Source organism: Thiolapillus sp. (assembly GCF_048562965.1).
Lineage (GTDB): Bacteria > Pseudomonadota > Gammaproteobacteria > Chromatiales > Chromatiaceae > Thiolapillus > Thiolapillus brandeum_A.
In genome coordinates, this window is the sequence record NZ_JBHNMF010000825.1 from 1 (window position 1) to 1,289 (window position 1,289).

Annotated in this window: 2 protein-coding genes and 1 pseudogene; 1 reads left to right on the forward strand and 2 read right to left on the reverse strand. The window is 55.4% G+C overall.

The genetic code is table 11. The annotated features are described in order from the left end of the window. A partial coding sequence (locus ACOCD2_RS20380) for a hypothetical protein (RefSeq protein ID WP_293681214.1) occupies positions 1 to 188 on the reverse strand: 188 nt, incomplete at its 3' end. A gap of 22 nt (positions 189 to 210) precedes the next feature. Between ACOCD2_RS20380 and ACOCD2_RS20385 the strand changes: the two are divergent. Continuing rightward, a pseudogene (locus tag ACOCD2_RS20385) lies at positions 211 to 1,177 on the forward strand (IS1595 family transposase). Here ACOCD2_RS20385 and ACOCD2_RS20390 read toward each other — a convergent pair. Then, positions 1,068 to 1,289 (reverse strand): hypothetical protein (locus ACOCD2_RS20390; RefSeq protein WP_419625987.1); only part of this gene is annotated, 222 nt, incomplete at its 5' end. The pseudogene ACOCD2_RS20385 and the gene ACOCD2_RS20390 overlap by 110 nt on opposite strands.

Here is a 1,289-nt window from a genome sequence, read left to right on the forward strand (position 1 = left end):
TGGTATCGCAGGGCAACAGTTGAAATTGCCTGGAAAATTTTCAGGGTCATGATGATTGACTTTTTCGGCAGTATTTTGTGGTACAAAGCGCAAAAACAAGGTTGGAAACTGTATTTTTTAAGGTGATTATGTCCAAAGCTCAGCAGGCTCATCTGGTGAGCCAGTGGTGTAGGCAGAATGAATTCCATCCACAACCACCGGAGTTCTGCCATGTCGATCAATCCGATTCAGTTTCAGCGAGGCCTGTCGTTGCCTGATTTCCTGTCTCAGTATGGTACTGAAGCCCTGTGTGAATCGGCGCTGGAGAAGGTACGCTGGCGTGACGGTTTTCGGTGCCCACAATGGGGACACGACCACTGCACCGTATTTCGCCGTGGACAGCAGCCTCTGTATCAGTGCAGCGCCTGCCATCATCAGACTTCCCTTCGGGTGGGCACTCTCTTCCAGGCCAGCAAGCTGCCGCTGACCACCTGGTTTCTGGCCATATATCTGATCACTCAGGCCAAGAACGGGGTGTCGGCTCTGGCGCTGATGCGAAGCCTGGGGATCTCCTGGCGGGCGGCCTGGCGTCTCAAGCACAAGATCCTCCGGGCCATGCAGGAACGGGAAGCGGACAGGGTTCTGAGAGGCCGGGTGGAAGTCGATGACGCCTACCTGGGCGGAACTCGCAGCGGCAAGCGGGGCCGAGGGGCCGCCGGAAAGAGGCCCTTCGTGATTGCCGTGGAAACCCGTCCGGACCCGGAAGGCGGGTTGCCCCATCCTGTTTACGTCCGCTTCGATCCCCTGCCGGGTTTTTGCCAGACAACCCTCGCGCCGCTGGGCGGAACAGGCATTGGATGTCGATACGTTGATGGTCTCCGATGGATTGGCCGGCTTCCTGGCTGCAGGAGCGCAGGTCACACATCATCAGCGGGTGGTGGTTCACCCGCGTAAGAGTTCGGAACTGGATTGTTTTCACTGGATTAACACCCTGCTGGGCAACCTCAAGAACTCCATTCGGGGAACCTGCCACGGGTTCAAAGTACGCAAATATGCGGCACGCTATCTTGCGGAAGCCCAGTACCGCTTCAACCGCCGATTCGATCTGCCATCCCTGGTGCCACGATTACTGTTTGCCTGCGTTCATACGCCGCCATGCACCGAGAAACAACTGAAGGCAGCTGAGCTTTGGACATAATCACCTTTTTTAATGCCATGCCGAATAATTTCAACAACGATTGCGCAATATTGGAAATATTCACACTGTTGGATGCGCCCTGACATTCGCGGCAAAAAGAGCTACAATAATC